Origin of the sequence: Pseudomonas fluorescens (assembly GCF_902498195.1) — a bacterium.
GTDB lineage: Bacteria > Pseudomonadota > Gammaproteobacteria > Pseudomonadales > Pseudomonadaceae > Aquipseudomonas > Aquipseudomonas fluorescens_BU.
Map to the genome: position 1 here is coordinate 179513 of NZ_CABVIY010000005.1, position 25288 is coordinate 204800.

General features: G+C 62.1%; 23 protein-coding genes. 6 read left to right on the forward strand and 17 right to left on the reverse strand.

Annotation, left to right across the window (positions count from 1 at the left end):
* Positions 1 to 3: 3 nt before the first annotated feature.
* The 3 genes from F8N66_RS19595 to F8N66_RS19605 are packed head-to-tail and all read right to left on the reverse strand — an operon-like array spanning position 4 to position 3392.
* Positions 4 to 1383 carry an N-acetylmuramoyl-L-alanine amidase gene (locus F8N66_RS19595; RefSeq protein ID WP_412070744.1) on the reverse strand — a complete coding sequence of 460 codons (1380 nt, stop codon included), beginning with the start codon at positions 1381 to 1383 and terminating at the stop codon, positions 4 to 6.
* A gap of 51 nt (positions 1384 to 1434) precedes the next feature.
* Entirely contained in the window at positions 1435 to 1905 is a 471-nt protein-coding gene (tsaE, locus tag F8N66_RS19600) for a tRNA (adenosine(37)-N6)-threonylcarbamoyltransferase complex ATPase subunit type 1 TsaE (protein WP_150771765.1), read from the reverse strand.
* Positions 1893 to 3392 carry an NAD(P)H-hydrate dehydratase gene (locus tag F8N66_RS19605; RefSeq protein ID WP_150771766.1) on the reverse strand — a complete coding sequence of 500 codons (1500 nt, stop codon included), beginning with the start codon at positions 3390 to 3392 and terminating at the stop codon, positions 1893 to 1895. The genes tsaE and F8N66_RS19605 overlap by 13 nt, the downstream gene beginning before the upstream one ends.
* A 63-nt stretch (positions 3393 to 3455) precedes the next feature.
* On the opposite strand from F8N66_RS19605, the gene queG reads away from it, so the two are divergent.
* On the forward strand, positions 3456 to 4520 hold the full coding sequence (gene queG, locus F8N66_RS19610) for a tRNA epoxyqueuosine(34) reductase QueG (RefSeq protein WP_150771767.1): 1065 nt from the start codon (positions 3456 to 3458) through the stop codon (positions 4518 to 4520).
* Positions 4521 to 4605: 85 nt separating this feature from the next.
* Here queG and F8N66_RS19615 read toward each other — a convergent pair whose 3' ends face one another.
* Positions 4606 to 5217 (reverse strand): trimeric intracellular cation channel family protein, encoded by a 612-nt coding sequence (locus F8N66_RS19615; protein ID WP_150771768.1) that lies wholly within the window; start codon positions 5215 to 5217, stop codon positions 4606 to 4608.
* 172 nt (positions 5218 to 5389) lie between these two features.
* A complete protein-coding gene (gene orn / locus F8N66_RS19620) occupies positions 5390 to 5932 on the reverse strand; it encodes an oligoribonuclease (RefSeq protein WP_150771769.1) in 543 nt (180 codons plus the stop codon).
* Positions 5933 to 6039: 107 nt separating this feature from the next.
* Between orn and rsgA the strand changes: the two genes are divergently transcribed.
* Positions 6040 to 7071, forward strand: coding sequence for a small ribosomal subunit biogenesis GTPase RsgA (gene rsgA, locus F8N66_RS19625; protein ID WP_150771770.1), 1032 nt, complete (start codon positions 6040 to 6042; stop codon positions 7069 to 7071).
* Between the two features lie 185 nt (positions 7072 to 7256).
* Here rsgA and motB read toward each other — a convergent pair whose 3' ends face one another.
* Positions 7257 to 8279 carry a flagellar motor protein MotB gene (gene motB, locus F8N66_RS19630; RefSeq protein WP_150771771.1) on the reverse strand — a complete coding sequence of 341 codons (1023 nt, stop codon included), beginning with the start codon at positions 8277 to 8279 and terminating at the stop codon, positions 7257 to 7259.
* 3 nt (positions 8280 to 8282) lie between these two features.
* A complete protein-coding gene (motA, locus tag F8N66_RS19635; RefSeq protein ID WP_150771772.1) occupies positions 8283 to 9134 on the reverse strand; it encodes a flagellar motor stator protein MotA in 852 nt (283 codons plus the stop codon).
* A gap of 166 nt (positions 9135 to 9300) precedes the next feature.
* Between motA and F8N66_RS19640 the strand changes: the two genes are divergently transcribed.
* The 3 genes from F8N66_RS19640 to asd are packed head-to-tail and all read left to right on the forward strand — an operon-like array spanning position 9301 to position 12576.
* Positions 9301 to 10839, forward strand: a complete 1539-nt coding sequence (locus F8N66_RS19640) for an HDOD domain-containing protein (protein ID WP_150771773.1) — start codon at positions 9301 to 9303, stop codon at positions 10837 to 10839.
* A gap of 42 nt (positions 10840 to 10881) precedes the next feature.
* Positions 10882 to 11697: a thiosulfate sulfurtransferase gene (rhdA, locus tag F8N66_RS19645; protein WP_150771774.1), complete on the forward strand. Its 816-nt coding sequence runs from the start codon at positions 10882 to 10884 to the stop codon at positions 11695 to 11697.
* Positions 11698 to 11715: 18 nt separating this feature from the next.
* Positions 11716 to 12576, forward strand: a complete 861-nt coding sequence (asd, locus tag F8N66_RS19650; protein ID WP_150771775.1) for an archaetidylserine decarboxylase — start codon at positions 11716 to 11718, stop codon at positions 12574 to 12576.
* Positions 12577 to 12698: 122 nt separating this feature from the next.
* Here asd and serB read toward each other — a convergent pair whose 3' ends face one another.
* The gene (serB, locus tag F8N66_RS19660; protein WP_150771776.1) at positions 12699 to 13913 is read right to left on the reverse strand and encodes a phosphoserine phosphatase SerB; all 1215 of its coding nucleotides are present in this window, start codon (positions 13911 to 13913) and stop codon (positions 12699 to 12701) included.
* A 135-nt stretch (positions 13914 to 14048) separates the two neighbouring features.
* Between serB and F8N66_RS19665 the strand changes: the two genes are divergently transcribed.
* Positions 14049 to 15569, forward strand: a complete 1521-nt coding sequence (locus F8N66_RS19665; RefSeq protein WP_150771777.1) for an AhpA/YtjB family protein — start codon at positions 14049 to 14051, stop codon at positions 15567 to 15569.
* Between the two features lie 230 nt (positions 15570 to 15799).
* On the opposite strand, the gene F8N66_RS19670 is transcribed toward F8N66_RS19665, so the two are convergent.
* The 9 genes from F8N66_RS19670 to F8N66_RS19710 all read right to left on the reverse strand — a co-directional run bounded on the left by F8N66_RS19670 (position 15800) and on the right by F8N66_RS19710 (position 25238).
* Positions 15800 to 16513, reverse strand: a complete 714-nt coding sequence (locus F8N66_RS19670; protein WP_150771778.1) for a membrane integrity-associated transporter subunit PqiC — start codon at positions 16511 to 16513, stop codon at positions 15800 to 15802.
* Between the two features lie 176 nt (positions 16514 to 16689).
* Complete coding sequence (gene parC / locus F8N66_RS19675; protein ID WP_150771779.1) at positions 16690 to 18957, reverse strand: DNA topoisomerase IV subunit A; 2268 nt, start codon at positions 18955 to 18957, stop codon at positions 16690 to 16692.
* A gap of 7 nt (positions 18958 to 18964) precedes the next feature.
* Positions 18965 to 19489, reverse strand: a complete 525-nt coding sequence (locus F8N66_RS19680) for a TIGR02281 family clan AA aspartic protease (protein WP_150771780.1) — start codon at positions 19487 to 19489, stop codon at positions 18965 to 18967.
* Positions 19486 to 20475 (reverse strand): esterase-like activity of phytase family protein, encoded by a 990-nt coding sequence (locus tag F8N66_RS19685; RefSeq protein ID WP_150771781.1) that lies wholly within the window; start codon positions 20473 to 20475, stop codon positions 19486 to 19488. Before F8N66_RS19685 ends, F8N66_RS19680 begins: the two co-directional genes overlap by 4 nt.
* Entirely contained in the window at positions 20475 to 22382 is a 1908-nt protein-coding gene (gene parE, locus F8N66_RS19690; protein ID WP_150771782.1) for a DNA topoisomerase IV subunit B, read from the reverse strand. The genes F8N66_RS19685 and parE overlap by 1 nt, the downstream gene beginning before the upstream one ends.
* A gap of 78 nt (positions 22383 to 22460) precedes the next feature.
* Entirely contained in the window at positions 22461 to 23069 is a 609-nt protein-coding gene (locus tag F8N66_RS19695) for a YqiA/YcfP family alpha/beta fold hydrolase (protein ID WP_150771783.1), read from the reverse strand.
* Positions 23070 to 23256: 187 nt separating this feature from the next.
* Complete coding sequence (gene cpdA / locus F8N66_RS19700) at positions 23257 to 24072, reverse strand: 3',5'-cyclic-AMP phosphodiesterase (RefSeq protein WP_150771784.1); 816 nt, start codon at positions 24070 to 24072, stop codon at positions 23257 to 23259.
* Positions 24073 to 24177: 105 nt separating this feature from the next.
* Positions 24178 to 24630 carry a DUF1249 domain-containing protein gene (locus tag F8N66_RS19705; RefSeq protein ID WP_008063540.1) on the reverse strand — a complete coding sequence of 151 codons (453 nt, stop codon included), beginning with the start codon at positions 24628 to 24630 and terminating at the stop codon, positions 24178 to 24180.
* A complete protein-coding gene (locus F8N66_RS19710; protein ID WP_150771785.1) occupies positions 24621 to 25238 on the reverse strand; it encodes an NUDIX domain-containing protein in 618 nt (205 codons plus the stop codon). The genes F8N66_RS19705 and F8N66_RS19710 overlap by 10 nt, the downstream gene beginning before the upstream one ends.
* Positions 25239 to 25288: the final 50 nt, after the last annotated feature.

Sequence of the window (25288 nt, forward strand, 5' to 3'; positions counted from 1 at the left end):
GGCTCATTCTTTGGCTGCCAGTTCAGTGCCGGGGATGGTCAAGTGCTGACCAACCTTCAGCTCGTCGCTCGCCAGGTTGTTGGCACTGCGCAGCGTGGCCGGCGACACCTGGTAACGCACGGCGATCATCGCCAGCGTCTCGCCCGGGTTTACCCGATGGTCGCGCGGACCCTGGGCGATTTTCCCGGAGTCACGCAGCCAGGCAATGTAAGTGCCTGGTGGCGGATTTTGCTGGAAGAACTGACGCACGCCGCTGCTGATGGAGCGTGCCAGCGCCTGCTGGTGGCTGGACGCGGCGAGCTTGGACGCTTCGTTGGCGTTGGAGATGAACCCGGTTTCTACCAGGATCGACGGAATGTCTGGCGACTTCAGCACCATGAACCCGGCTTGCTCAACCCGTTGCTTGTGCAGCGGCGTGACCCGACCGATGTTGCTCAAGACTTTCTGACCGACGTTGAGGCTGGAGGTCAGGGACGCGGTCATCGACAGATCGAGCAGCACGCCGGCGAGCATGCGGTCCTTGTCGTCCAGGCTGACGTTGCCGGCCCCCCCGATCAGGTCGGAACGGTTTTCACTGTCGGCCAGCCAGCGCGCGGTTTCAGACGTTGCGCCGCGATCCGACAGCGCGAACACCGAGGCACCGAAAGCGGCGGCCGAAGGCGCGGCGTCGGCGTGGATCGATACGAACAGGTCCGCACCCTTCTTGCGGGCGATCTCGGTACGCCCGCGCAACGGAATGAAGTAGTCGCCGGTACGGGTCAGCTCGGCGCGGAACCCCTTGATGCCGTTGACCTGGCGTTGCAATTCGCGGGCAATCTGCAGCACCACGTCTTTTTCACGCTGACCGCGAGAACCGGAAGCCCCCGGGTCTTCACCGCCGTGACCGGCATCGATGACCACAATGATGTCGCGCTTGCCCGCCGGGGCTGGCGGCAATTTGATTGCAGGTTCGGTCGGCGTGACCGGTACGGCCGGCACCGTGGCCACCGATGGCGTCGGCGCGGGAGGCGGCGCAGCGTCGGACGGGTTATCGAACAGGTCGACCACCAGTCGGTTGCCGTACTGGGCGTTGGGAGCCAGGGAGAAGCTTTTCGGGGTGACGGCCTTTTTCAGGTCGATGACCACTCGCAGGTCGGTCGGCGTGCGCTGGGCCGAACGCATCGCCGTGATCGGGGTATTGGCGCTATTGACGTTCAACGGTGCACCCAGGGTGGCGCCATTGATGTCGATGACCAGGCGATCCGGAGCCGTCAGGGTAAAGACGCTATGCTGCACCGGACCTGTCAGGTCGAACACCAGCCGTGTGTTGTCCGGCGCTCGCCACAGGCGAACGCTGTTGACCTTCGTCTCGGCCACAGCGTCGACGGTCACCGCCAGAAACATCACCCCTACGGCAGCCACCAACGCGCGAAAGCGCATACCTAACCCCATCATCTATTTGGATTCCAATGCCAAAGCGGCACACCACGACTCGCCGCGCGAGCCCTGGGATAAAATTTTCAGCGAACGCCCGCTGTCTTGCGGGCTAATGGTAATGGTCAGGTCGGGCTTTGGCAAAAAGCCTGCACCTTTATCGGGCCATTCGATCAGGCACAGTGCGTCGTCTTCGAAATAGTCGCGGATACCCAGGAATTCCAGCTCTTCGGGATCAACCAGGCGATACAGGTCGAAATGGAAGGCGCGAATGTCGCCGATCTCGTAAGGCTCGACCAGGGTGAAGGTCGGGCTTTTTACCGCCCCGACGTGCCCCAGGCCACGGATGATGCCCCGGGACAGCGTGGTTTTCCCCGCCCCCAGATCCCCCTCGAGAAAAATCAGACCGTGCCCTTTTGTCGTGTGGGCGATACGTGCGCCAAACGCGGTCATCGCCTCTTCATCAGCCAGGTACAGGGTTACTTCAGACACGGTGCATGCTCCTCCAACAACTGACGAATGGCTGGAATCAGATCACTGGCCGCCAGCCCGCGGCCACATTTACCTTGTTGCTCGCCCGCATTGGCGTGCAGCCAGACCGCCAGGCAGGTCGCATCGAACGCGTCCATGCCCTGGGCCAGCAATGCGCCGACCAGCCCGGCCAGCACATCCCCCAAACCGGCGGTGGCCATGGCGGGATGCCCCTGATGACACACGGCCAACCGCCCGTCGGGACTGGCGATCAGGCTGCCGGCCCCCTTGAGCACCACCACGGCTGTATATTTTTTGCTCAACGCATGGGCCGCCGCAGGGCGATCGGCCTGAACTTGCGCGGTGCTCATGCCCAGTAACCGCGCCGCCTCGCCAGGATGCGGGGTGATCACGCAATCCTTGGGTAGATTCACGCGTTCCTCGGCCAACAGATTCAGCGCATCGGCGTCCCAGACTTGCGGCAGTGGCGCGTTGGCCGCGGCCGACAACAGGCCGCGTCCCCAGGCGCCCTGACCCAGGCCTGGACCGACGACCAGTACGGACACCTTCTGCAGCAATCCCATCAACTGATTGGCCGACGAAGTGCCCAGCACCATCGCCTCGGGGATTCTGGCCAGCGCGGCAGGCACGTGTTCGCTACGGGTCGCCACCGAGACCATGCCCGCCCCACTGCGCAGCGCACTTTGCGCACTCAGCAGGATCGCCCCACCCAGGCCACGATCACCGCCGATCAGCAGCACATGACCGAATTTGCCTTTATGGGAGGTGGGTGTTCGCGGGGCCAGCCGGGGCAAATTGCTGGTCGTCAGTCGACGGGCACTGGTCGGCGCGGCTTCAAGCAGCGGCGGATCGGCGTGCAGGTCGTTGAAGACCAGCTCACCCACCACGTCCGCCGCATCGCCGGTGAACAACCCCAGTTTCAAGCCGATGAAGGTGACCGTCAGATCGGCCCGGATCGCGCAGCCGAGGATGCGACCCGTATCGGCGCATAACCCGGAAGGGATATCCACCGCCGCCACTGGCAATCCGCTGGCATTGATTGCCGCGATGACGCTGGCGTACGGCTCGCGTACGTCACCGGTCAGCCCGGTGCCGAGCAAGGCGTCCAGCACCAGGCCGCGAAGCCCGGATGGCGCGCACCAGGTTTCGATGAAAACGTTTTCGAACAGTGCCTCGGCATGGGCCAGCGCCGCATCCCCGCCTAGCCGCTGCGGATCACCCGCTGCGAGTACCCGCACCGACCACCCGGCACGCTTGGCCAGCACCGCCACCAGATAACCGTCGCCGGCGTTGTTGCCATGACCGGCGACAACGGTCAACTCGTTTGCCGTCGGCCACTCACGCACCAGCGCACGCCAGGTTGCCCGCGCCGCGCGCTGCATCAGTTCGAAGCCCGGTGTGCCGGCCGCGATCAGGCTCGCATCGAGCCCTCGGACCTGCACGGCGCTGTACAGCGCGTCGGGTAAATCATCTTTAGTGTGCGGCATGCGTCTTCAGGCTCCGATGTCTGGCAGAATTATACGCACCTCAGCTCCGGTTTCTCTCGCCTCATGCCCGCTATTACCAATGACCTGCCCACCCTCGCCCAATCCATCAAGGATTGGGGCCGCGAGCTGGGCTTCCAGCAAGTCGGCATCAGCGGCCTCGACCTGGCCGAGCATGAGCAGCACCTGCAACGCTGGCTCGACGCCGGCTACCATGGCGAAATGGACTACATGGGCGCCCATGGCAGCAAACGCTCGCATCCGGAAGAGCTGGTGCCGGGCACGTTGCGCGTGGTTTCGCTGCGCATGGACTACCTGTCGGGCGATACCAAAATGGCGCAGCTGCTGGCCCAACCGGAGAAAGCCTACGTCTCGCGTTATGCCTTGGGCCGCGATTACCACAAATTGATCCGTAAACGCGTGCAACAACTGGCGGAAAAAATCCAGCAGGCCATCGGCCCATTCGGCTACCGCGCCTTCGTCGACAGCGCCCCGGTGCTGGAAAAAGCCATCGCGGAACAGGCTGGCCTTGGCTGGATCGGCAAAAACACCCTGGTCTTGAATCGAAAGGCCGGCAGTTATTTTTTCCTCGCCGAACTGTTCGTCGATTTGCCGCTGCCAGTGGACCCGCCCCATGCCACCGAACATTGCGGCCGATGCAGCGCCTGCCTCGACATCTGCCCGACCAATGCCTTCGTCGGCCCCTATGTGCTGGACGCCCGACGCTGCATTTCCTACCTGACCATCGAACTCAAGGGCGCCATTCCCGAGGAGCTGCGACCGCTGATCGGCAACCGGGTGTTCGGCTGCGATGACTGCCAGATTGTCTGCCCGTGGAACCGCTTTGCCCGCCCGTCGGGCGAAAGCGACTTCAAGCCACGGCATAACCTGGACAACGCCGACCTGGCTGACCTGTTCATGTGGGATGAAGACAGGTTTCTCAGCAGCACCGAAGGTTCGCCGCTAAGACGGGCAGGTTATGAAAGCTGGCTGCGCAATCTGGCCGTCGGGCTGGGTAACGCGCCTTCAACGATTCCAGTGCTGGAGGCGTTAAAGGCGCGTCGGGAATATCCATCCGAAATGGTCCGCGAACACGTCGAGTGGGCGCTAAAACAACACGGAATCCTGTAGGAGCTGCCGAAGGCTGCGATCTTTTGATTTTGAACATCAACGCCGAGATCGCAGCCGTCGGCAGCTCGTACAGGTAAACCCGGGTTCAGGCTTCGTCGTTGTAGACGAACTTGGGCATTTCCCAATGGAAACGGATCGCCAGCAATCGCAGCAGGAAGCCGCCGAACAGCGTGATCAGAATCGCCTGTTCTCCCGGCACGTTCAGGTAAAGGCATAGCATGTAACACCACGCCGCCGCGAACGAGACGCTGGCGTACAGCTCGCGACGGAAGATCAGCGGGATGTCGTTGCAGAAGATGTCGCGCAGGATGCCGCCGAACACCCCGGTGATCACACCACTGACCGAGGCAACCAGCATGCCATGGCCCATTTCCAGGGCGGTCATGCAGCCGATCAGGGTGAACGCCACCAGCCCGACGGCGTCGAGCACCAGGAATAGCGAGCGCAGGTGGCGCATCCAGCGGGCGGTGAACACGGTGAACATCGCCGCGATGGTGGTCAGTACCAGGTATTCCGGGTGTTTGACCCAGGTCAGCGGATAGTGGCCAAGCAACACATCGCGCACCGAACCGCCACCCAATGCCGTGACGCAGGCAATCAGCACCACGCCAAACCAATCCATTCCGCGACGGCCCGCAGACAGGGCGCCGGTCATGGCCTCGGCGGTGATGGCGATCAGGTAGAGCATCAGCAACATGGTGGCGGTCCTTGCAGAAAGGCGCGCAGTCTAGCCATTTAGCATCAGCACCAAAAGAGGGCGGGAGCACCACAACCCCCTGTAGGAGCTGCCGCAGGCTGCGATCTTTTGATTTTTAGAAAAGACAGATCAAAAGATCGCAGCCTGCGGCAGCTCCTACAGGGAGACCATGTCAGGCCTTGATGAAGTGCTGGCGATAATGCTGCAGCTCGGCGATCGATTCGCGGATGTCATCGAGGGCCAGGTGGGTACTGCCCTTCTTGAAGCTGTCGCGTACGTCTGGCGCCCAGCGTGCGGCCAGTTCCTTGAGGGTCGAGACGTCGAGGTTGCGGTAGTGGAAATAGCTTTCCAGGGATTTCATGTGGGTATAAAGGAAGCGACGATCCTGGCAGATGCTGTTGCCACAGATCGGCGACTTGCCCTTGGGCACCCATTTCTCCAGGAAGGCGATGGTTTCGGCTTCAGCCTCGGCCATGCTGATACGGCTGTCGCGAACGCGCTGGGTCAGGCCCGAACCGCCATGTTGACGGGTGTTCCACTCATCCATGCCAGCGAGGATTTCATCGCTGTGGTGGATGGCGATCACCGGGCCTTCGGCCAGGGTGTTCAGGTCACTGTCGGTGACGATGGTGGCCATCTCGATGATGACGTCGGTATCAGGGTTCAGACCGGTCATTTCCAGGTCGATCCAGATCAGGTTCTGCGGGTTTTGCATGTGTCGGCTCCTAGGCAATGCTGCGCAGTTTAGCTTAGGCCGGTGGCCGGGCGTGCTAAACTCGCGGCCGTTTTACCTAATCGCTGCATTCTTGATACGGAACACCCATGGCCAAACGCCAACTCAATCGTCGTCAAAACTGGCGCATCGAAAAGATTCAGGGCGAACGCGCTGCCCGCGCCGCCAAACGCGAGTCCTCGGCCGTCGAGGCACTTGAGGGCGGCGATCTGGGCCCGGAACAGCACGGCCTGGTGATCGCGCACTTCGGTGTGCAGGTCGAAGTCGAAGCCCTCGATGGCGAGCATGCCGGCCAGGTGTTCCGTTGCCACTTGCGGGCCAACCTGCCTGCGCTGGTGACCGGCGATCAAGTGGTCTGGCGTGCCGGCAACCAGGGTATCGGCGTGATCGTGGCGCAATCGCCGCGCAACACCGAACTGTGCCGCCCGGATAGCCGAGGCCAGCTCAAGCCAGTGGCGGCCAACGTCGACATGATCGTCATCGTGTTCGCGCCATTGCCTGAACCTCATGCCAACCTGATCGACCGCTATCTGGTAGCCGCTGAACACGCGGGGATCAAGCCGCTGCTGTTGCTGAACAAGTTCGACCTGATCGACGAGCACAACGCCCCGGCGTTGAATGCCTTGCTGGCGGTCTACCGCACCCTGGGTTACCCGGTGCTCGAAGTGTCGGCCCACCACGGCAACGGCATGGAGCAGCTGCAAAAACAGTTGGACGGACGCATCAGTGTGTTCGTCGGCCAGTCCGGCGTCGGCAAGTCATCGCTGGTCAACAGCCTGCTGCCGGAGGTCGAGACCCGCGTCGGCCCGTTGTCCGAGCTGTCCGGCCAGGGCACTCACACCACCACCACCGCACGATTGTTCCACTTCCCCGGTGGCGGTGAACTGATCGACTCCCCGGGTATCCGCGAGTTCGGCCTGGGTCACGTCAGCCGTGCCGACGTCGAAGCCGGCTTCATCGAGTTCAACGACCTGCTTGGCACTTGTCGCTTCCGTGACTGCAAGCACGACCGCGAACCCGGTTGCGCCCTGCTCAAGGCCCTGGAAGACGGCCGCGTGCAGCAACAACGGATGAACAGCTACCGCTCGATCATCGCCAGCTTGCCGGAAAACGGTTACTGAGACGTTTCCCGCAGATGTGAAAAAGCCGCGATCATTTCGCGGCTTTTTTGTTTTGCATGTCTGAAGATGTAATCCCTGTTCAGCCCCGTTCGCGAGCAAGCCCGCTCCCACACTGGACCGAATCGTCTTTTTGGGAGCGGGCTTGCTCGCGAAGGCGGCCGGATAGCCACACCTTTCTTTCTAAATCACTGTTTCGGCGCTTCACCCGGCTTCGGCGCCGGATCATCGAACAGGTTCAGCCGTTCACGAAGCTCATGGGCCGGCAATGGCTCCTTGTCTGCCGGCAACGCGTTCGGGTCGACCGGCGTGGCCGGCGCCTGGCCCGGAGCCGCTGGCGGGGCATCGGGCGCCGGTTCCGCGCCTTGCGAACCTTCGATGGCACGCTGGGCTTTCTTGGTCAGCACAATGATGTCGATACGGCGGTTGACCGGGTTGAACGGATGTTCGCGGTCAAACAACGCCGACGAGGCATAGCCGACCACCCTCGCCACTTGCGTATCCGGATAGCTGCCCGCAACCAGCGCACGGCGGGCGGCGTTGGCACGGTTGGCCGAGAGTTCCCAGTTACCGAAATCACCCTGGCCGATGTACGGCTTGGCGTCGGTGTGGCCGCTGATGCTGATCTTGTTCGGCACCGCCTTGATGGTGTCGGCCATGGCCAGCAGGATGTCTTCGAAATATGGCTTCAGTCGCGCACTGCCTGAGTCGAACATCGGGCGGTTCTCGGCGTCCACGATCTGGATGCGCAAGCCGTCCGGGGTGATCTCGAACATGATCTGGTCTTTGAATTTCTGCAGCTGCGGATTTTCTTCGACCTTGTTCTGCAGTTCCTGCAGCAACAGTTCCAGGCGCTCCTTCTCCACCATCTCGGCCATGCCTTCGACCTGTTCGGCGTCGACGGTCACCTTGTCCGGCTGCGGCTGGGATTTCACCTCGGGGTTCAAGGTATTTTCCGGTGCCAGGGTCGGCGTACCGCCCAGGTCGATGATGTACGGCGTGCCGCTTTCGGAGAAGCCGATCGGGTCCTTGAAGTAACCGGCGATGGCGATCTTCTGTTCCGGGGTGGCGGTGGACAACAGCCACAACACCAGGAAGAACGCCATCATCGCCGTGGCGAAGTCGGCGAAGGCGATTTTCCAGGCGCCCCCGTGATGCCCAGCGGCGTAGCGCTTGACGCGCTTGATGATTATCGGCTGGTTATTTTCCATTTCTTAGCGACCACGAACCGCTTGTTCCAGCTCGGCGAAGCTAGGACGGTGCGCCGGGTACAGCACCTTGCGCCCGAACTCCACGGCCAGCGACGGCGGCATGCCGGAAGCCGAGGCCACCAGCGAGGCCTTGATGGCTTCGTAGACGTTCAGTTCTTCCTTGGCATCGTGGGCCAGGGAATGGGCCAACGGGCCGAAGAAGCCGTAGGCGGCGAGAATACCGAAGAACGTACCGACGAGTGCCGCACCGACGTGCAGGCCGATAGAGGCTTGATCGCCCTCACCCAGGGAGGCCATGGTCACCACGATACCCAATACCGCCGCGACGATACCAAAGCCGGGCATGCCGTCAGCGATGCCGTTCACCGCGTGGGATGGGTGCTCCAGGTCTTCCTTGAGGCTGTACAGCTCCATGTCGAACAGACCTTCAAGCTCATGGGGCGCCATGTTGCCGGAGGACATGATGCGCAGGTAATCGCAAACGAACGCGGTCATGCGTTCGTCCTTGAGCACCGTCGGGTACTTGGCAAAGATCGGACTCGCGGCGGCATCTTCGATATCCGCCTCAATAGCCATCATGCCTTCGCGGCGGCTCTTGTTGAGGATCTCGTAGATCAGGCCCAGGACTTCAAGATAGAAGGCATGGCTGAAGCGCGAACCGAACATGCTCAGGGACTTCTTGAGCACGTGCATGGTCATGTAGCCGGGGTTGGCCTGCAGGAATGCACCAAGGGCCGCGCCCCCGATAATCATGACCTCGAAAGGCTGGATCAGGGCGGCGATTTTACCGTGGGAGAGCACGTATCCGCCGAGCACGCTCGCGAATACGACAATGATGCCGATTATTTTAGCCATAGGTAGGAGAGCACTTACTGAGTCGGGTTCAAGGTCATATTCGGAAGTTAAAAAATCTCTTCTTCTACTTATCGGCAAAACTGCGCCAGACTATAGCCAGTTCAGGCGAAAAGCTAATTTGACCCACTCCGGGCATAGGTAACGCAGAAGATGATCGCCTCCAGACATGGCTAACGAAACGAACGTCCCGACCCAAAAACCGACCACTCTCCAAGGCTGGGTCCAGCTTCTGGATGGCGTGCGACTGCCCGTTCCCCAGGCCAGTCACGACCGTGTCTGCCGGGCGATCCGCGATAGCCGCAGTTCGCTGCGCGACATCGCCGACCTGATGCAGGACAGCCCGGCCCTGGCCTTGAGCGTGATCCGCGAAGCCAACCGACACACCCATGGCAGCATGACCGAGCCTGCGGAAAACCTTGAGGTCGCGATCAATCGTCTCGGCCTCAAGCGCACCGAAGAACTGCTCGAACGCCTGCCTGCGGTGCCCCTGGGCGACATTCCGAAAGCCCTGCGCCAGTTGCAGATGATCAGCCAGCACGCCAGCCAGCAGGCCAACGGCTTTTTCGCCAGCCGGCTGGCGCGCCTGTGGCAGGACATCCACTGGGGCAGCCTGCTGTTCCTTTCGCCGCTGTGGCCCCTGGCATTGACGCACCCGCATCTGCTCGAAGACTGGGAGCTGCGGGTCATTCATAAAGGCGAGTCGGCGCGCAAAGTCGAAAAGCAATTGTTTGGCGCACGCCTGCTGGATATCGGCCTGGCCCTGGTTGACGTCTGGCGCCTGCCGATCTGGGTGCAGCAGGGATATAAACTGCTGCTCACCGAACAGCGGGAACTGGTGAAAGTCCTGCGCATAGCCCGCGACAGCGCGCATCCCTTGCGTCAGCAGAACCGCCTCGACGACGATCCGACCCTGCGCCGCTGGCTGAATCAACCGGCCAACACGGTGCTGCTGGCCAACGGCCTGGCGCTCTCGGCGCAACAGGCGTGGGACAGCCCGCACAGCGAGCGCTGGCAGTACCTGACCAGTCTGTATCTGCAAATGCCGATGGACGAGGTCCAGCAGCAACTGCACCAGCAGGCGGCCAACAGTGCGCGCAATCACGCCATGCCCGACCTCTGGCACCCTGCCGTTGCGCTGATCTGGCCGTGGGGCACGAACCGCGTTCACGCCGGCCTGTTGCCGGCCCCGGCGCCCACCGCCGAAGACCTGGCAAAATGGCGTCGACAATGTGCCGAGTTGCTGATCGAGCCGAGTCGCTTCACCAACGCCATGCACTTGACCACTTCGGCCCGTGACGCCCTCGTGGCCTGCGGCATGCGCCGCGTGATAATCCTGATGGCCGATCGCACCCACGCCAACCTGCGCGTGCACCAGACGGCCGGATTGCCAAAAGAAGTCGCAGGCCTCAATTTGGTCGTCAGTCAGAGCACGGTGCTGCAACGCTTGCTCGCGCAACAGGCTCAAGTGCGCCTGACTCCGGCCAACAATGCACAGTTTTCCGCCTTGCTGCCCAACAGCCTGCGCTCGCAGTTCAGTGGTGAACACCTGCTGCTGCGCTCGCTGGTCAACAACGGCAGGGTGATCATGATCGTGGTGGCGGATCAGGGCGGCGGGCCGTTTTCGGATATTACCGTGCAAGCCTTCGGCAAAACCGCGCAGTGCATCGAGAAAGCGCTGCACAGCTTTAGTCAACGCGGCAAATGAGGCTGCGTTACAATCCTCCCTTTTGTGCTCTGGAGACCTCACATGTCTGACTTCTCTGGCTTGCCGCTGGTCATCGAGCCGAGCGACTTGCTCCCTCGTCTCGATGCCCGCGAACTGATCCTGGTGGACCTGACCAGCAGCGCCCGCTATACCGAAGGGCATCTTCCCGGTGCGCGGTTTGTCGATCCGAAACGCACGCAGCTCGGCCAGGCACCTGCGCCGGGGCTGATGCCGCCCAAAGCGGCACTTGAAGCGTTATTCGGCGAGCTGGGACACAACCCCGACGCGGTCTATGTGGTGTACGACGACGAAGGCGGCGGTTGGGCCGGGCGCTTTATCTGGCTCCTGGATGTCATTGGCCACCGCAAGTATCACTACGTCGACGGTGGACTGCCGGCCTGGCTGGCAGCGGGCTTGCCCATGTCGATCCAGGTCCCGCCTGCCGTTGGTGGCCCGGTTGCACTGACCCTTCACGATGAGCCCACGGCCACCCGTGAATACCTGCAAAGCCGGCTCGGCGCTGCCGACCTGGCGATCTGGGACGCACGCGGACCGCTGGAGTACTCCGGCGAGAAAGTCCTGGCGGCCAAGGGCGGGCACATTCCCGGTGCGGTCAATTTCGAATGGACCGCCGGCATGGATCAGGCACGCCAGCTGCGTATCCGCACTGATATGCCGCAAATCCTCGAAAAGCTCGGCATCACGCCGGACAAGGAAATCATTACCCACTGCCAGACCCATCACCGGTCCGGCTTCACGTATCTGGTGGCCAAGTCCCTCGGTTATCCGCGGGTCAAGGGCTACGCCGGCTCCTGGGGCGAATGGGGCAATCATCCCGACACCCCTGTAGAGAATTAAGGTTTTTAAGGACAGTTAATGAACAAGCGTCTGTTTATCCTCAGCCAGTACCTGCTGCCTCACAACCTGCTCTCGCGACTGGCCGGCTGCATCGCCGAATGCCGCGTGCGCTGGTTCAAGAATGCCTTCACCGCCTGGTTCGCCCAGCGTTACCAGGTGAACATGTCCGAGGCGCTGGTTGAAGACCTGACCGCCTACGAGCACTTCAATGCCTTCTTCACCCGCGCCCTGAAAGATGGCGCGCGTCCGCTGGACGAAACGCCGGGCGCGATCCTCAGCCCGGCCGACGGCGCGGTCAGCCAGCTTGGCCCTATCGAGCACGGTCGCGTGTTCCAGGCCAAGGGCCACAGCTTCAGCGTACTGGAACTGCTGGGGGGCGACGCCGCCAACGCCGCGCCGTTCATGGGCGGTGATTTCGCAACCATCTACCTGTCACCAAAGGATTACCACCGGGTACACATGCCGCTGGCCGGCACCCTGCGCGAAATGGTCTACATCCCGGGCCGCCTGTTTTCGGTCAACCAGACCACCGCAGAAAACGTCCCGGAACTGTTCGCCCGCAATGAGCGCGTGGCCTGCATTTTCGACACCGAGCGCGGGCCAATGGCCGTGGTGCTGGTGGGCGCGATGATTGTGGCGTCGATCGAAACCGTGTGGGCCGGGCTGGTCACGCCGCCGAAACGCGAGCTGAAAACCTTCCGCTACGACGAAGCCGCACGCGCGCCGATCCACCTGGAAAAAGGTGCGGAACTGGGTCGCTTCAAGTTGGGTTCGACCGCTGTCGTGCTGTTCGGGCCGGATCAGGTGAAATGGGCTGAAGAACTGGCGGCGGGCTCGCCGGTGCAGATGGGCCAGGGCATGGGCCTGCCGAAAGCCTGAGCTACATGAAGTACTCATGTGGGAGCGGGCTTGCTCGCGAAAGCGGTGTGTCAGTTAGCAGATAAGCCACCTGACAGACCGCATTCGCGAGCAAGCCCGCTCCCACATTGGTCATGAGTGCATCAAAGTTGTCCGTCGCGATCGCGGAAGCCCAGCAGGTAAAGCACGCCATCCAGCCCCAGCGTCGATATCGCCTGCTTCGCCGACTGCTTGACCAGTGGCTTGGCGCGGAACGCCACGCCCAACCCGGCAATCGCCAGCATCGGCAAATCGTTGGCACCGTCGCCGACCGCAATGGTCTGCTCCAGTCGCAAGCCTTCCTTGTGCGCCAGCTCCTTCAGCAGATCAGCCTTGCGCTGCGCATCCACAATCGGCTCGACCGCCACGCCGGTGACCTTGCCATCGATCACTTCCAGTTCGTTGGCGAACACGTAATCAATGCCCAGCTTGGCCTGCAGTTGCTTGGCGAAGTAGGTGAAGCCGCCGGACAGGATGGCCGTCTTGTAGCCCAGGCGCTTGAGTTCGGCAAACAGGGTCTCGGCGCCCTCGGTCAGGCGCAGCGAGGCACCGATCGAATCCAGCACGCCGACATCCAGCCCCTTGAGCAATGCCAGGCGCTCCTTGAAGCTGGCGCGGAAATCCAGCTCGCCGGCCATCGCCCGCTCGGTGATTTCCGACACTTTGTCGCCCACGCCGGCCGCCTTGGCCAGTTCATCGATGACTTCAGCTTCGATCAGGGTCGAGTCCATGTCGAACACCGCCAGGCGACGGTTGCGACGGAACAGCGAATCTTCCTGGAAGGCGATATCGACGTTCAGCTCCTGTGCCACGCTGAGGAATTCAGCCCGCAGCGCCTGCGGATCGGCCGCTTCGCCGCGCACCGAAAACTCGATGCAGCCCTTGCCTTTGTCGGCCGGCGTATCCAGCGGCATGCGCCCGGACAGACGATCGATGTGGTCGATGTTCAGGCCATACTTGGCGGTAATCGAACTCACGGCCTGCAATTGGCCGGCAGTCACCTTGCGCGTCAACAAGGTCACGATGTGGCGTTTTTTGCCCTGGTTACCGACCCACTGCTGGTAATCCTCTTCAGAGACCGGCGTGAAACGCACCTGTTGATCGAGCTCATAACCCTTGAACAGGATGTCCTTGAGGACCGACTGGCCTTGTTCGGTGCCGGGAATCTCAACCAGGATGCCGAACGACAGGGTGTCGTGGATCACCGCCTGACCGATGTCGAGAATGTTCACACCACCCTGGGCCAGAACGCCGGTAATGGCCGCAGTCAGACCGGGACGGTCGACTCCCGTGATGTTTATCAGGACGATTTCGCGCAAGGCGCACCCCCGCAAGTGGAAAAAAACCGCATTCTACTCACTTTCAGTGACCATCGGGCACCGTGAGCGCTTTGCCGGTCTAGGGCCTGTCGCTATACTGCGCGTCAACTTCACGGACTAAAGAGCCGAGCGCAAGTGAACCGGCCCACGCCAGTAAAAACCGATAACTTCTTTCTGCTGATCTTCCGGGCACTGCGCCATCGCCGTGTACCGATTGCATTGCGCATTGCCAGCCATAACGTGATCCTGGTCGCCCTGGCCCTGGTGATCTACGCCTGCGTGATGGGTTTGCAGTTCAAGCAGGCCATGCACGAGCAGGCGGATGCGCTGGGTGAAAGCCTGACCACGCAGACAGCCACTTCGGCGACCGAGCTATTGGTGTCTAACGACATTCTCAGCCTCAATGTGCTGCTCAACAACCTGACCAAGAACAAACTGGTGGCCCACGCGGCCATCTACAGCATGGATAACCGCATCCTTGCCGAGGCGGGCCAGCGTCCCAAGCACGGCCTGCTGGGCGAGGCCGAAGGCATCTACCAGAGCAAGATCACCTTCCAGGACGTGACCGCCGGTCAATTGCGCATCAGCCTGGACATGGATCAGTTCCAGCAGCCGATGACGATCAGCCTGCAGAGCATGGGCATCTTGAGCGCGATCCTGCTGGCGTTGTCCCTGGCCTTGAGCCTGCGCCTGGGTCGGCACATCTCTACGCCACTCCTGCAATTGCGGGTATGGCTGCGCCACATTGACGAGCACACCCCGGCCACCGAACGCCAGGACGAGATCGGCGACCTGGCGCGCCAGCTGCACGCCAACTTCGCACCGGAACCGGCCGAACCCGAGCCCGAACCGGAGCCCGAGTTCGACGACAGCGATTACGACGATGCGGAACCTGGGTTCGAAGTACGCAACCTGCGGGATCCGAGCTTCGACGAAAGCCGGCCGATGGCCGCGATGAAAGCAGCCCCGCGGCGGACTGTCAGCACCGTCGAAGACGATGACGACGAGGCGTTCGCCGACCTGCTCGATGACTCGCAAGACAACGCCTCGAAGCCGCTGGCCAAACCCGTGGTTTCCAATGTGCCGCAGCACAGCGCCGTCCTGGCCGTACAGCTGGGTTCCCAGGAGCAACTGCGGCGCCTGCCCCGCGCGCGCCTGGAAGAATTGCTCAAGCGCTACCGCGACTGCCTCGACCAGGCCGCTTCGCTGTACCAGAGCGAACTGCACACCCTGAACGATGGCAGCACGCTGATGCTGTTCCACACCGAAGACAGCGGCGACGACTACCTGACCAACGCCATCTGCTGCGGCGAGTTGTTGCGGGCGCTGGGCCACCAGTTGCAGATCGAAGTCGCCGACAGTGGCATCACCCTGCAATTGCAGTTGGGCCTGACCCTGGGCGACGCGCTGTTCGGCCTGAGCCAGATCGACCTGCTGCTGACCGACCCCGCCCAGGACGCCCTGGCCCTGTCCCAACACAGCCGCAACCTGCTGCTGGTGGAGCGCAAGATCAGTGACGATGCGCTGATCCGCCAGCGTGCCCGTATCCGGCCGATTGCCAGCCCTGAGGGTGCTTGCTGCGTGGAGCGCTTGATGGAGCCTTATCCGTCGATGCTGGAACGGCAACTGGCGCGGATGCATGAGCGTCGGGCGTAACAGCCTCGATATGAAGAAGCCCGCACACGAGTGATCGTCTGCGGGCTTTTTGTTGCCTGCCCTATCGCCTTCGCGAGCAAGCCCGCTCCCACAATAGCCGGTGTACGACCCAAAACCCTGTGGGAGCGGGCTTGCTCGCGAAGTGGCCGGGACAGGCACCAGAAGATCTCCAACCTGCAGAAACAACAAAGCCCGCATCAAGGCGGGCTTTGTGCAGTACAGCTCCGGACTTAGAAGCGGAACACTTCCATATCCGTGCGAATTGGCGAAGCCATGGGGATTTTCGGCTGCTTTTCCTGCTCCGCCGCCGGCGCAACAGGCTTGGGTGCGGCTTTTTTCGGGACTTCGGCGATCGGCGGCTGGTTAGCCAGCGGCTTGAGCGCCACCGACAGCTGTTCGGCGAGTTTCTGCAACAACACACCCTGGGCCTGAACCTGGGCGGCCGTGGTGCCAGCGTGCTGCTCCTGAAGATGAATGATGCGGTTGTCGCGCACCTGGCCACGGCGGTCAATCAGGCGCCATTGCGCATCGAGAATCGCCGGTTGTTTCTGACCCGAGTCCAGGCGGGTGATGGTCAGCAGAACCTGGACATCCGGCGTGAAGCCAACGGTGGCCGGCGCCAGCACCACGCGCTGGCTGTCCAGGTGACCGGCGACCTGGCGCAGCAACAGCTGATCGATGTCCGAAGACAGGCTCCCCGCCCAACGACCGTCGACCGACGCTTGCAGGCTGCCATCGGGCTGACGCTGCAGCAGGGTTTCACGCTGCAGGTAGTCAGCCACGGTAACCGGGCCGAGCAAAACCGCCATGCCCGCGCTTTGCGCAGGCTGAACCGGGCTTCCGCTGTCCAGCTGATACAGCGACACCGGTTGGTGCACGCTGCAACCCGCCAGGCCAAGAACGCCGGCGAGCATCAAAATAAAAGGAAGGCGCAGAGCAGTCATCGTCCCATCCAGGTGATCGCCACAAGGCTGATCACAGTGAAAATACTCAAAAAATATGAAGAACGCTCGGCCACGCCGGCGCTTGAAAGGCCATATCATCCGTGAATATGCGTTCCGACTCCAGCGCGAAAGCGTCGATCTACGCGTTAAATCGTAGATCGAGCGCTCTAGGACGCTTAATTGAGGTTTTCGACGAGCAGCGCATCCACCCTCTGGAAGCCTCGTGGCAACTTGTTACCACGACGACCACGCTCACCCTTGTAGTGTTCGAGGTCGTCCGCTTTCAGTGACAAGGTACGTTTTCCGGCCTGCAGCACCAAGGTGGCGCCTTCCGGTATGACGGCGATGTCCGTGACATACTCTTCGCGACTGGCCACACGTTCACCGGGAATACCGATGATCTTGTTGCCTTTGCCCTTACCTAATTGTGGCAGATCGCTGATCTTGAAGATCAGCAGGCGACCTTCGGTGGTCACCGAAGCCAGCCAGTTCTGTTCACGATCGGCCACCGGACGCGGCAGGATCACCTTGGCGTTGTTCGGCAGGCTCAACAGCGCCTTGCCCGCCTTGTTCTTGGCCTGCAGGTCTTCGCCCTTGACCACGAAACCGTAACCGGCGTCGGACGCAATGACATACAACGCATCGTCTTCCGGCATCAGCACGCATTCAAAGCTCGCCCCGGGCGGCGGCGTCAGACGGCCGGTCAGCGGCTCGCCCTGGCCACGGGCCGATGGCAACGTATGCGCGGCCACCGAGTAGCTGCGGCCGGTGGAGTCGATGAACACCGCAAACTGGTTGGAACGGCCCGCCGCCAGCGCCTTGAATCCGTCGCCGGCCTTGTAGGAAAGCCCGGTGGCATCGATTTCGTGGCCCTTGGCGGAGCGAACCCAGCCTTTTTCCGACAGCACAACGGTGACTTTCTCGTTGGGCAGCAGGTCGTGTTCGGTCAGCGCCTTGGCTTCGGCACGCTCGACAATCGGCGAGCGCCGGTCGTCGCCATAGGTTTCGGCGTCCTTGATCAACTCGGTGCGCACCAGCTTCTTCAGCTTGGCTTCGCTGCTCAGCAGGGCTTGCAGCTTGGCTTGTTCCTTGAGCAGTTCGTCCTGCTCGGCACGCAGCTTCATTTCTTCCAGGCGAGCCAACTGGCGCAACCGGGTGTCGAGAATGTAGTCGGCCTGGATTTCGCTCAGGGCGAAACGCTCGATCAGCGCGGCCTTTGGATGCTCCTCGGTACGAATGATGTGAATCACTTCATCCAGGTTGAGGTAGGCGATCAACAAACCGTCCAACAGGTGCAGGCGGCGCTCGACTTTATCGAGGCGGAATTGCAGGCGGCGACGCACGGTCTGCACGCGGAACTCCAGCCATTCCACCAGCAAGGCACGCAGGTTCTTCAACTGCGGCTTGCCATCGAGACCGATGATGTTGACGTTGACCCGGTAGCTCGACTCCAGCTCGGTGCTGGCGAACAGGTGTTGCATCAGCGCATCGTGGTCAAAATTCTTGCGCGTACCGGGAATAATCACGATCCGGCACGGGTTTTCATGGTCCGATTCGTCGCGCAGATCAGCAATTTGCGGGGCTTTGGACGGCTTGGCCTGCATCATCGCGGCGATCTGTTCCAGCACCTTGGCACCGGACACCTGGTGTGGCAACGCGGTGACGATGATGTCGCCGTCTTCAATGTGATACACGGCGCGCATACGCACCGAGCCCTTGCCGGTTTCGTACATTTTCAGCAGGTCGGCACGCGGCGTGATGATTTCCGCTTCGGTCGGATAGTCCGGGCCCTGAATGTGTTCGCAGAGCTGCTCTACCGTGGCCTTGGGCTCATCGAGCAAACGCACGCAGGCACTGGCGACTTCCCGCAGGTTGTGCGGCGGTACGTCAGTGGCCATGCCCACGGCGATGCCGGTGGTGCCATTGAGGAGGATGTTCGGCAAACGTGCCGGCAACACCAACGGTTCGTCGAGCGTGCCGTCGAAGTTCGGCCCCCAGTCCGCCGTGCCCTGGCCCAGCTCGCTGAGCAGCACTTCGGAATAGCGTGACAGCCGCGCCTCGGTGTATCGCATGGCCGCGAAGGACTTGGGATCGTCCGGCGCACCCCAGTTACCCTGGCCGTCCACCAGCGTGTAGCGGTAGCTGAACGGCTGGGCCATCAAGACCATGGCTTCGTAGCAGGCCGAATCGCCGTGAGGGTGGAACTTACCCAGCACGTCACCGACGGTACGCGCCGATTTCTTGTGCTTGGAATCGGCGTCGAGCCCCAACTCGCTCATGGCGTAGATGATGCGCCGCTGCACGGGCTTCAAGCCGTCGCCGATATGCGGCAAGGCACGGTCCATGATCACGTACATGGAGTAGTTGAGGTAGGCATTTTCGGTGAAGTCAGCCAGCGATCGGCGTTCTACGCCATCTAAGCTGTCTGCAAGGATGTCGCTCATGCGGGCCTCATCGGTTCGTTGTCTGGCGCAGCAGCATGGTGCCACCGCGCTGGGTAAATTCAAGTTTGTTCAGCGCGCTCATGCCCAGCAGCACCTGATCGCCATGCAGGCCGGGCGCCACCAGTGCACGGACATCCCGCAGCACGATGTCGCCCAGTTGCAGGCGTTCGATACGGGTGCGATAGCCCTGGCTCAGGCCATTGGCCGTGTTCAGGGTCACACCGAAACCTTCTTCCAGCTTCAAGCGTTTGGCCAACTCCGCCGGGATCGCCACATCGGTCGCCCCGGTGTCGAGCATGAACTCCACCGGCTGGCCGTTGATCTGGCCGTTGGCGACAAAATGCCCCTGGGCGTTGCCAAGCAGTTTCACCTCGACAAAGCCGTCGCCCTGCTGCGAGCTGACCACGGCGTTGGGATTTTGCTGGCGCTCTTCCCACTGGCCAAAGAACCGCGTCGCCAGAAACAGCGCCGCGCACCAGGCCAGCACCATCAGCACCCGACCGGCGCGTTTGCCCGGCGTCTGCTGGCTCATGGCCTGGCGCTCCAGCCACCGTCAGGCGCGGCAAAGCGCCAGACGATCGGGCGCACCTCGCCATCGGCGCGGGCGCCCGTGTTGTTGTCGATACCGATCCACGCGCCCTCGGCGTCCACGATCAGGGCCTCCGCCAACCCGAAGTCCTGCGGATAACGCCGATTTTCCTGCAACGCCTCTTCGGCATACGACCAGCAACGCTCGACCTTGGCCGTCACCGCGTCACGGCGGCAAATTTCGAACGCATTGCGCTCAAGGGTGAACAACTTGCCGTTGAACAGGGACAGGTCGGCAAAATCCCGCGGCATTGCCCGTGCCCGGGGAAACTGTGCCGGTTGCATTTCCTTGCCGGCTTCGCTCAGCAGCACGCAGCCACCGTCGCAGTCCCAGACGGTTTGCTTGCGTTTTATCAGCAGCAACCCGCGACTCTCGCGCTCGGCCGCCAGCCACAATTGATCACCTTCAGGATTGATCGCCAGGCCTTCGAACAATGCATTGAAGCGCAACAACATGCCGCTGGCCCGCGCTTCGCGAACCATGAGCGGCGAAATTTTCAGCCAGGCGGTCGGCCCGGTCGGCGGAATTTGCAGCACGGCCGCGTGAGCTTCGCTGACCACGTAGCGGTTGCCGGCGCTGTCACAGGTGATGCCTTCGAAATCCAGGTCGCCGCCCCGCACGAACGATGCCACCCAGGCGCGCGAACGCAAGCCCCAGGGCAAACCGCTGTCCGGCACCGCAGGTACGCCGATGCCCACCGCTTCGGCGTGCCAGACGCCTTCGCCGGTTTCCAGACGATAGATCTGGTCGTCGTCGCGGTCGGAGACCGTCCACAGCTCCTTGCCGCACTGGGCCAGGCCGGACAGGTTGCCACCGCGCATGCCTTCGACGGCATGCTCGGACACCAGACGCAGCTGTGGTGCCGGCTCGGCAGACACCGTTATCGAGGTCAGCAGCAATGCACTCGCCAGGGCAAAGCCCAGCCGCATCAGCCCAGAACCTCGGCCAGGTTGCCCTTGGACTCCAGCCAGGTCTTGCGGTCGCCGGCGCGTTTTTTCGCCAGCAGCATGTCCATCATTTCCGAGGTCGCGGCGAAGTCATCGCCCAGGGTCAACTGCACCAGGCGCCGGGTGTTGGGATCCATGGTGGTTTCGCGCAGTTGCGGCGGGTTCATTTCACCCAGGCCCTTGAATCGGGTGACCTGCGGCTTGCCGCGCTTCTTCTCGGCCACCAGGCGATCGAGAATCCCGTCGCGCTCGGCTTCATCGAGGGCGTAGTAGATCTCTTTGCCCAGGTCGATACGGTACAGCGGCGGCATGGCGACATACACGTGACCGGCATCCACCAACGGGCGGAAATGCTGGACGAACAACGCGCACAGCAGCGTTGCAATGTGCAGGCCGTCGGAGTCGGCGTCGGCGAGGATGCAGATCTTGCCGTAGCGCAGCTGGCTCATGTCCGCCGCGCCCGGATCGACACCGATGGCCACGGCGATGTTGTGCACTTCCTGACTGGCCAGCACTTCGCTGCCGTCGACTTCCCAGGTGTTGAGGATCTTGCCGCGCAACGGCAGGATCGCCTGGAACTCTTTGTCCCGCGCCTGCTTGGCCGATCCACCGGCGGAATCACCTTCCACCAGGAACAGCTCGGAACGCATCGGGTCCTGCCCGGCGCAATCGGCGAGCTTGCCCGGCAGCGCCGGCCCTTGGGTGATGCGCTTGCGCTCGACCTTTTTGCTGGCTTTAAGGCGACGACCGGCGTTGTTGATCGCCAACTCAGCCAGCAGCAGGCCGGTTTCCGGGTGCTCGTTGAGCCACAGGCTGAAGGCGTCCTTGACCACGCCGGACACGAACGCCGCCGCTTCGCGGGACGACAGGCGTTCCTTGGTCTGGCCGGAGAATTGCGGCTCCTGCATCTTCATCGACAGCACGAATGCCACGCGCTCCCAGACGTCTTCCGGCGCCAGCTTCACACCGCGCGGCAACAGGCTGCGGAATTCGCAGAACTCGCGCATGGCGTCGAGCAGACCCTGACGCAAACCGTTGACGTGAGTACCGCCCTGGGCGGTTGGAATCAGGTTGACGTAGCTTTCCTGCACCGCGTCGCCGCCCTCCGGCAGCCACAGCAGCGCCCAGTCCACCGCTTCCTTGTTACCGGCCAGGCTGCCGCAGAAAGGCTCGTCCGGCAGGCGCTCGAACTCGCTGACGGCGTCAACCAGGTAGGAGCGCAGGCCGTCTTCGTAATGCCATTCGACTTTTTCGCCGGTGCCTTTGTCTTCGAAGCTGACCAGCAGCCCCGGGCACAGCACGGCCTTGGCCTTGAGCACGTGCTTGAGGCGGCTGATGGAGAATTTTGGGGAGTCGAAGTATTTCGGGTCCGGCGCGAAGAACACGCTGGTACCGGTGTTGCGCTTGCCAACGGTGCCGACGATTTCCAGTTCGCTGGACTTGTATCCATCGGCGAAGCTCATCTGGTACTCGTTGCCGTCACGCTTGACGCGCACCCGGACTTCGGTCGACAAGGCGTTGACCACCGAAATACCCACCCCGTGCAGACCGCCGGAGAACTGGTAGTTTTTGTTGGAAAACTTGCCGCCCGCATGGAGCTTGGTGAGGATCAGCTCGACGCCCGAAACGCCTTCCTCGGGGTGAATGTCAACCGGCATGCCACGGCCGTCATCGCTGACTTCCAGCGAGTGATCGGCGTGCAGGATGACCTGCACCGACCTGGCATGCCCGGCCAAGGCTTCGTCGACACTGTTGTCGATGACTTCCTGGGCGAGGTGGTTCGGCCGACTGGTGTCGGTGTACATGCCGGGGCGCTTGCGCACCGGGTCGAGGCCCGAGAGGACTTCGATGGCGTCGGCGTTATAAGAGCTAGCGCTGGGAGTGGCCATGGGGTCTCGTCGTCCTTCAGTGAAAAGCTGTTCAGTGAAAAAAATTCAGTCAAAAAAGGGGCGATATCTGCCCTGAAGTCAAAGCGCTGTGAAATCAATGCCCTGGTAGGCATCCGCGCTGATGCCGGCAAAACACAGCATGGCTGGAAGTCGCTCGGCGAACCCCTGGAAACTATGGTCGCCACCGGGCTGGATACGCAAGGCACAGGCCCGGTAATACTGCTGGGCGAGGCGATAGTCCAGCGTTTCGTCGCCGGTTTGCAACCACACCTGATAGCGATGCGGGTCCTGTGGCGCCGGCACTTCCAGCTCGGCCAGGGCCGTCACGTGGTCGTGGGTCAATTCCCAGGTCTCATCGGTATACAGGTTTTTCTGGGTTCCCAGAAATCCGTCGAACATCCGGTGCGGACTGACGGCAGGGTTGATCAACAAGGCTTTCAAGCCATGGCGCTCGGCCAGGTGAGTGGCATAGTAGCCGCCGAGCGAGCTGCCGACCAGCAATGGCCGACCGAGCCCGGCAATCGCCTGCTCCAGCTGGCCAATGGCCTCGCGGGGATGGTGATGCAGGGCGGGCACGCGCAAATGATCGCCCAGGCCCAGCCGCTCCATCACTTCGCTCAACTGAGTGGCCTTTTTCGAGGCAGGCGCACTGTTGAAACCGTGGATATAAAGGATCGAGCCGGACATTTGGATTCCCTGTGCGTCGGGTAAAGAAAGGCGGAGTTTACAGGGTGTCGGGGGAATCGGGGATATGCGCGCAACTCATGTGGCTGCACAGGCGCCTTCGCGAGCAAGCCCGCTCCCACATGGGATCTGCGTCGTTCGCAACGCCCTGTGGGAGCGGGCTTGCTCGCGAAAGACGCGACACGGCCCCTCAGTAGCCGTTAGAGCCGTAATCCACGGTGAAATCGAACCCGGTCACCCGCTCCACCCCGGTTTCCAGCCGCCCATCGGGCAGCAACCGCAGCCAGCGATACCCCGGCGCCTGCTCGCCGACCTTGAAATCCTCACTGCCGGGCTCGAACTGAATACAGGTCGAAGGCGAAGCAATCAGACGCACATCGTTACGAAGTTGATCGATTTCCTGATGCACATGCCCCCACAACACCGCGCGCACCTGTGGAAAACGATCCAGCACGGCAAACAAGGCCTCGGGATTGCGCAGCCCGATCGGCTCCATCCAGGCACAGCCGATCGATACCGGATGGTGATGGAAGCACACCAGGTGATGGCGCTGCGGCGCCTCGCTCAACGAGCGGGCCAGCAACTGCAACTGTTCGTCCTGCAGATACCCCGGCACCGAACCCGGCACCGCCGAATCCAGCAACGTAACGCGCCAGTTGCCAATGTCCACCACCGGCTCCAGCAAGGCACTCTGCACCGCCGCCTCGGCCATGATCTGCGGCTCGTCGTGATTACCGGGAATCCAGCGCGCCGGCGCATCGAGTTGCCGGGTCAAGTCTCGAAATTGCTGATACGACTCCAGCGTACCGTCCTGGGACAGATCGCCGGTGGCCAGGATCAGATCGATATGGGGTTGCTGCGCGCGCACCAGCTCGATGACTTTTTGCAGGCTGTCACGGGTGTTCATGCCCAGCAGCGTGCCGTGCGGCTCGGCAAACAGGTGGCTGTCGGAGAGTTGCACCAGCAACGCCGGATCGGCGGTGGTCAATGTGGATACGCTCGGCAAGGCGGGTCTCCCAAGGCGTGATCACTGGAGTGGAGGAATGGCGCAATTATGCTGGGGGCTGATCGAAAAGGGGAATCCGCGAACCTGACGCAGTTCACAAGAACGCTAACGAACGACTTCGTACTCGTGCCCCAACGCCAGGCAATGACTCAGCCATTCGCCCAGGAACATGTTCAGCTGGGCCTTTTCGTCGGGCTGGTGCATCGAGGCGTTCGGGTAAGGGTAGATGCCGCGAAAGCGTCGCGCATGCTCGGCGCTGACCACTTCGGCCATGCAGGCGTCGTGATAGACCTGGACTTCCAGTTGTGGCACCGGCAGCCAAGGCAGGCTGTGCTCCTGGCGCACTTGCAGGGTCGTGGTATACGGGCAGACTTGCAGCACTTCCAGCGCCAGCACGCCGAGCATCTGATCGCCATGGGTCACGGCGATGCGCCGCGCCGCCGGCTCGCTGCGCATGTCCGGCAGCAGTCGCATCAGGCGCGCGTAATTTGCCTCGCAGGACGCTTGCAGCCCCACCAGGTCTACCCGATAGCGATCGCGCAGCTTGTTTACGACCATAACCCCCTCACTTCAACGCGATTCAAAGCCAGCCACTGCAAGGCAATGATGCTGGCCGCGTTGGCAATACGACCGTCGCGTACGGCTTGCAAGGCATCTTCAAAGGCCCACACCGAGACGCGGATATCTTCTGCTTCTTCCTCCAGCCCATGCAGGCCGCCAACCCCGTTACTGTCGCAGCGCCCCAGGTACAAATGCACGAATTCGTTGCTGCCGCCCGGCGATGGAAAATATTGGGTCATCGGCCACAGCGCCCCGATCACAAGCCCAGCTTCCTCCTGCGCTTCGCGGTGAGCAACTTCTTCCGGTTGTTCATCCTTGTCGATCAGACCAGCGACCAGTTCGATCAGCCAGGGATTCTCGGTCTTGCCCAAGGCGCCCACCCGAAACTGCTCGATCAGCACCACTTCGTCGCGCTGCGGGTCGTAAGGCAACACGCACACTGCGTCGTGGCGGACAAACAATTCACGATGGATTTCGCGACTCATGCCGCCCGCGAACAATTCGTGGCGCAAGTGCACGCGATCGAGCTTGTAGAAGCCCTCGAAGCACTTTTCGCGCCGAACGATATCGACGGCGGTCGGAATGGCGTTGGCAAAATCGGTCATGGTTATCCTCGTGTCTACTGCGAGGCCCCAGCCTCGACTTCGCGCCATCC

Coding starts and splice junctions, on each gene's coding strand:
- F8N66_RS19680 (WP_150771780.1), bottom strand. CDS start 19,489: ATGAGCCAGCAGACGCCGGGCAAACGCGCCGGTCGGGTGCTGATGGTG.
- parE (WP_150771782.1), bottom strand. CDS start 22,382: ATGGCCACTCCCAGCGCTAGCTCTTATAACGCCGACGCCATCGAAGTC.
- F8N66_RS19685 (WP_150771781.1), bottom strand. CDS start 20,475: ATGCGGCTGGGCTTTGCCCTGGCGAGTGCATTGCTGCTGACCTCGATA.
- F8N66_RS19595 (WP_412070744.1), bottom strand. CDS start 1,383: ATGTTTCTGGCGGTGACCGTCGACGCTGTGGCCGAGACGAAGGTCAAC.
- F8N66_RS19670 (WP_150771778.1), bottom strand. CDS start 16,513: ATGACTGCTCTGCGCCTTCCTTTTATTTTGATGCTCGCCGGCGTTCTT.
- rhdA (WP_150771774.1), top strand. CDS start 10,882: ATGTCTGACTTCTCTGGCTTGCCGCTGGTCATCGAGCCGAGCGACTTG.
- asd (WP_150771775.1), top strand. CDS start 11,716: ATGAACAAGCGTCTGTTTATCCTCAGCCAGTACCTGCTGCCTCACAAC.
- queG (WP_150771767.1), top strand. CDS start 3,456: ATGCCCGCTATTACCAATGACCTGCCCACCCTCGCCCAATCCATCAAG.
- rsgA (WP_150771770.1), top strand. CDS start 6,040: ATGGCCAAACGCCAACTCAATCGTCGTCAAAACTGGCGCATCGAAAAG.
- F8N66_RS19705 (WP_008063540.1), bottom strand. CDS start 24,630: ATGGTCGTAAACAAGCTGCGCGATCGCTATCGGGTAGACCTGGTGGGG.
- parC (WP_150771779.1), bottom strand. CDS start 18,957: ATGAGCGACATCCTTGCAGACAGCTTAGATGGCGTAGAACGCCGATCG.
- motA (WP_150771772.1), bottom strand. CDS start 9,134: ATGGCTAAAATAATCGGCATCATTGTCGTATTCGCGAGCGTGCTCGGC.
- F8N66_RS19695 (WP_150771783.1), bottom strand. CDS start 23,069: ATGTCCGGCTCGATCCTTTATATCCACGGTTTCAACAGTGCGCCTGCC.
- F8N66_RS19710 (WP_150771785.1), bottom strand. CDS start 25,238: ATGACCGATTTTGCCAACGCCATTCCGACCGCCGTCGATATCGTTCGG.
- motB (WP_150771771.1), bottom strand. CDS start 8,279: ATGGAAAATAACCAGCCGATAATCATCAAGCGCGTCAAGCGCTACGCC.
- F8N66_RS19615 (WP_150771768.1), bottom strand. CDS start 5,217: ATGTTGCTGATGCTCTACCTGATCGCCATCACCGCCGAGGCCATGACC.
- orn (WP_150771769.1), bottom strand. CDS start 5,932: ATGCAAAACCCGCAGAACCTGATCTGGATCGACCTGGAAATGACCGGT.
- F8N66_RS19640 (WP_150771773.1), top strand. CDS start 9,301: ATGGCTAACGAAACGAACGTCCCGACCCAAAAACCGACCACTCTCCAA.
- F8N66_RS19605 (WP_150771766.1), bottom strand. CDS start 3,392: ATGCCGCACACTAAAGATGATTTACCCGACGCGCTGTACAGCGCCGTG.